We start from the raw sequence: 4,454 nt of genomic DNA on the forward strand, positions 1-4,454 counted from the left end.
TGCGTCCCCGACCGCACAGGCGCCCGGGGCGGGAGCCGGCGGTGGAGCCGGCCCCCGGTCCCGGGCGGCGTGCGGTCCCGTCGCTCCCGGTCCGCGGTGGCGGCCGGGAGCGAGGCATCAGACGTTGAAGGGCGCCTCGGTCACCTTGGCCACCGCGTCCTTGTCGCCCTCCAGTTCCACGACGGCGACCTGCTGACGGTCGGAGACGAAGATCAGCAACTCGGAGGGTTCACCCGTCGCGGTCACCACCGGGGTGCCCTTGTGGGCCACCGCCGTCTGGCCGTTGGGCCGGCGCAGCACCAGGCCCACCGGGGCCTTGCGCCCGTACAGCCGGGCGGCGGTCTCCAGACGCCGCCACAGCGCGTCGGCGAAGACCGGGTCCAGCTCGCGCGGACGCCAGTCCGGCTGCGCACGGCGGATGTCCTCGGTGTGGATGTAGAACTCCACCGTGTTGGACGCCTCGTCGATCTGCTTCAGGGCGAAGGGCGACAGCTTCGGCGGTCCGGTGCGGATGAGCTGGACCAGTTCCTCGTACGGCTTTCCTGCGAACTCGGCCTGCACCCGCTCCAGGCGAGCGGCGAGCGGCTTGATGACGATGCCGCCCGCCGCGTCGGCGCGACGTTCGCGCACGACCACGTGGGCGGCGAGGTCACGAGTCGTCCAGCCCTCGCAGAGGGTCGGCGCGTCGGGGCCGGAGCTCTCCAACAGGTCGGCGAGGAGCAGGCGTTCACGTTTGGCATGGGTCGACATGCTTCCAGCGTACGGCGGCCGGCCCGGCGGTGCGTCGCGCCGCGCGGGCCGGCTCGGACGGGAGTGGGTCAGCTGCCCGGCAGCGGGGCCTTCAGCTGCTTGCCGTCCTTGGTGTTGCTGAGCGTCATCGCGCAGGAGACGGTGTCCTTGCCCTGCAGCTCGTAGGTGACCTTCATCGGGAACAGCGCGAACGGGTAGTAGAGCGTGCCGTCCTGAGGGACCTTCTGCAGCCGGGCCCTGGCGTCCTTCTCACAGAGGCCGAGCGCCGCCGTCTGCACGGCCGTGTTGGTGGCGTAGTCGCCCGTCAGCTTCCGGTTGGAGATCACCTCGGCGTCGTGCGACTCGTTGCAGGAGCGCCGCTCGAGGCCGGTGGCCTTGCTGTTCAGCGACGGGTGGTTGAAGCAGGTGCCGGGCGGCAGCACCACGTAGGGGATGGCGGTGGGCGCGGTCGAATCCCGATCGGCCGTCGGGGACGGCAGGTCCAGGCTGGGTATGGAGGTCGGTTCGTCCGTCGGTGTCGGGTAGGCGTCCGTGCTCGCCGACTCCTCGGGCTCGGGGGACGCGGAGGTGTCGGTGGAGGCCTTGGCCTTGTCGTCGTCACCGCTGCTGACCAGCAGCACCACGCCGATGGCCACGGCGATGCCGAGCACCACGGCGATGATCGTCACCGCCGCCTTGTTGGGGCCGTTGCCGCCGCCACCGGGCGGCGGCGGGTACGGGCCGGGACCACCGGGGCCGAAACCGCCGGGCCCCTGGGGGCCGTACCCGCCCGGGCCTCCCTGGCCGTAGCCGGGGGGCGGGTTGCCGGGCGGACCGGGGTAGCCGTAGCCGCCTGCGGGCGGGCCGGCCGGTTCGGAGGGGCCGAATCCCTGGGGCGGACCGAATCCGCCGCCGGGACCGGGCTGCTGGGGGTTGTTGGGCGGCGGGTAGCTCATGCACGACAGAATGCCCCACGGCACAGACATTCGATGCCCTGGGATGGTCACAACCGTGGAACAGGAACGCAACGGCACCGCTCGGCGTCAACAGCGGCCCGACCTGCACCGTCGTCAACACCCGCACCGGCAGGAAGCGTAGCGGCGCCGTCCGCTTTCTGTCCCGGAGCCGCCCTCAGCCTCGCCCGCCTTCCGCCCTGCCGCGGTCCGCCTCCTCCCGGCCCCGATCCGTCCGCGGCGGAGGCCGGGCCCGACGGGCCGGTGCACCGGGCGCCGGTTTCCGCAATCGGCACCGGCGGCGGCAGAATGGCCGCATGCCCGCATCCCCGCTCGAACCCGCCGTCGCCGCCCGGTTGAAGCGCACTCCCGACGGCCTGGTGCCCGCCATCGCCCAGCAGTACGACACCGGCGAAGTCCTCATGCTCGGCTGGATGGACGACGAGGCGCTGCACCGCACACTGACCACCGGACGCTGCACCTACTGGAGCCGCAGCCGGGGCGAGTACTGGGTCAAGGGCGACACCTCCGGGCACATCCAGCAGGTGAGGTCGGTCGCTCTGGACTGCGACGGCGACACGGTGCTCGTCAAGGTCGACCAGACCGGCGCCGCCTGCCACACCGGGGCGCGGACCTGCTTCGACGAGGACCCGCTGCCGCTGGGTGACATCGGCAGCGGCCCCGGCGCCGAGTAGGGTCACCGACCATGACGACGCCGGACCTCGAGACCTTCCGCACGCTCGCGAAGGACCGCCGGGTCATCCCGGTCACCCGACGCCTGCTCGCCGACGGCGACACGCCCATCGGCCTGTACCGCAAGCTCGCCGCCGAGCGGCCGGGCACCTTCCTGCTGGAGTCCGCCGAGAACGGCCGCACCTGGTCGCGGTACTCCTTCGTCGGGGTGCGCAGCGCCGCCGCGCTGACCGTCCGCGACGGCCGGGCGCACTGGCTGGGCACCCCGCCCGTCGGCGTGCCCACCGACGGAGACCCGCTGGTGGCCCTGCGTGCCGCGGTGGAGACCCTGCACACCCCGCGCGACCCCGAACTGCCGCCCTTCACCGGCGGCATGGTGGGCTATCTCGGCTACGACGTGGTGCGCCGGCTGGAGAAGGTCGGGGACAGCACCGTCGACGACCTGCACCTGCCCGAGTTCACCATGCTGCTCGCCTCGGACCTCGCGGTGCTCGACCACCGGGACGGGACCGTGCTGCTGATCGCCAACGCGATCAACCACAACGACCTGGCGACCGGCGTCGAGCAGGCACACGCCGACGCGGTGGCCCGCCTGGACACGATGGCCGCCGACCTGGCCCGCCCGGTCGCCACCGCCGGGGTGCCGCTGCCGCCGTCCCGGGTCCCCGACTACGACGAGCGCTGGGGCTCGGCCCCGTTCCGGGCGGCCGTCGAGGAGGTCAAGGAGCGCATCCGCGCCGGGGACGCGTTCCAGGTGGTGCCCTCGCAACGTTTCCAGACCCCCTGCGCGGCGAGCGCCCTGGACGTCTACCGGGTGCTGCGGGCGACGAACCCCAGCCCGTACATGTACCTGTTCCGCTTCGGCGCCGACGAGTCCGGCACCACCGGTCCGGACGGCACCGGCAACGGGTTCGACGTGGTGGGCTCGAGCCCCGAGGCGCTGGTGAAGGTCGAGGACGGCCGCGCGATGCTGCACCCCATCGCCGGCACCCGGCCGCGCGGCGCCACCCCGCAGCAGGACACCGCGCTCGGTGAGGAACTGCTGGCCGACCCCAAGGAGCGGGCCGAGCACCTGATGCTGGTCGATCTCGGGCGCAACGACCTGGGCCGGGTCTGCGAGCCGGGCAGCGTCGAGGTCGTCGACTTCATGACGCTCGAGCGGTACAGCCACGTGATGCACATCGTGTCGACGGTGACCGGCCGGCTCGCGCCCGGCCGTACCGCCTTCGACGCGCTCACCGCCTGCTTTCCGGCGGGCACACTCTCCGGGGCCCCGAAACCGCGCGCGCTCCAGATCATCGAGGAACTGGAACCCACCCGCCGCGGCCTGTACGGCGGCTGCGTGGGCTACCTGGACTTCGCCGGGGACTCCGACACCGCCATCGCCATCCGCACCGCCGTGCTGCGGGACGGCACCGCCTACGTGCAGGCCGGCGCCGGGGTCGTGGCCGACTCCGATCCGGCGGCCGAGGACGTCGAGTGCCGCAACAAGGCCGCCGCGGTGCTGAGGGCGGTTCGCACCGCGGAACAACTCGGCGGTAGCGTGGAACGGTGACTTCCACCCCGTCGGACCGCAGCCAAGGGCCCCGCCGCGCACTCGCCGTCGCACTGCCGGGCGGTGCGATCGGCGCCGCTGTCGTGCTTGTCGCCTCCGGACAGACGTGGGGCGAGGGCACCGCCGCGTTCGGCACCGGCACGATGGGCGTCGACGTCTCCGGCAGCGACGTCTCCGGTGTGCCCAGCGCCCTGGCCCTCGTCGGACTCGCCGCGCTGGTCGCGGTGTTCGCGGTCCGCCGGGCCGGCCGGGCGGTGGTGGCCGGGCTGCTCGCCCTCTCCGGAATGGGCGTCATGGTCGCCGCGCTGGCCGGTTCCTCGGACACCGAAGCGCTGGACGAGAAGGCCGCCGAGGCGACGGGGCTCGCCGACGCCACCGTGAGCCAGGTGTCGCACACCGTGTGGCCGTACGTGGCAGCGGCGGGCGGCTTCCTGCTGCTGGTCGCGGGCGTGCTCGCGCTGCGCTACGGGCGGTCCTGGCCGGCGATGGGCGGACGGTACGAGCGCGGCGGTGAGCGGCCGGCG

At 73.4% G+C, this 4,454-nt stretch carries 5 protein-coding genes; 3 read left to right on the top strand and 2 right to left on the bottom strand.

Annotation, left to right across the window (positions count from 1 at the left end; translation table 11 throughout):
• Positions 1 to 117: 117 nt before the first annotated feature.
• Together ACYVE9_RS16920 and ACYVE9_RS16925 are read right to left on the bottom strand one after the other, a co-directional pair.
• Entirely contained in the window at positions 118 to 750 is a 633-nt protein-coding gene (locus ACYVE9_RS16920; protein ID WP_461028699.1) for a TIGR03085 family metal-binding protein, read from the bottom strand.
• Positions 751 to 818: 68 nt separating this feature from the next.
• A complete protein-coding gene (locus tag ACYVE9_RS16925; RefSeq protein ID WP_461028700.1) occupies positions 819 to 1,685 on the bottom strand; it encodes a hypothetical protein in 867 nt (288 codons plus the stop codon).
• A 314-nt stretch (positions 1,686 to 1,999) separates the two neighbouring features.
• Between ACYVE9_RS16925 and hisI the strand changes: the two genes are divergently transcribed.
• The 3 genes from hisI to ACYVE9_RS16940 form a co-directional block, all read left to right on the top strand.
• Positions 2,000 to 2,377 carry a phosphoribosyl-AMP cyclohydrolase gene (hisI, locus tag ACYVE9_RS16930; protein WP_461028701.1) on the top strand — a complete coding sequence of 126 codons (378 nt, stop codon included), beginning with the start codon at positions 2,000 to 2,002 and terminating at the stop codon, positions 2,375 to 2,377.
• Positions 2,378 to 2,388: 11 nt separating this feature from the next.
• Entirely contained in the window at positions 2,389 to 3,930 is a 1,542-nt protein-coding gene (locus ACYVE9_RS16935; protein ID WP_461028702.1) for an anthranilate synthase component I, read from the top strand.
• A partial coding sequence (locus tag ACYVE9_RS16940; protein WP_461028703.1) for a TIGR02234 family membrane protein occupies positions 3,927 to 4,454 on the top strand: 528 nt, incomplete at its 3' end. The genes ACYVE9_RS16935 and ACYVE9_RS16940, both read left to right, overlap by 4 nt.

The sequence above is a fragment of the Streptomyces sparsus genome (genome assembly GCF_054776295.1).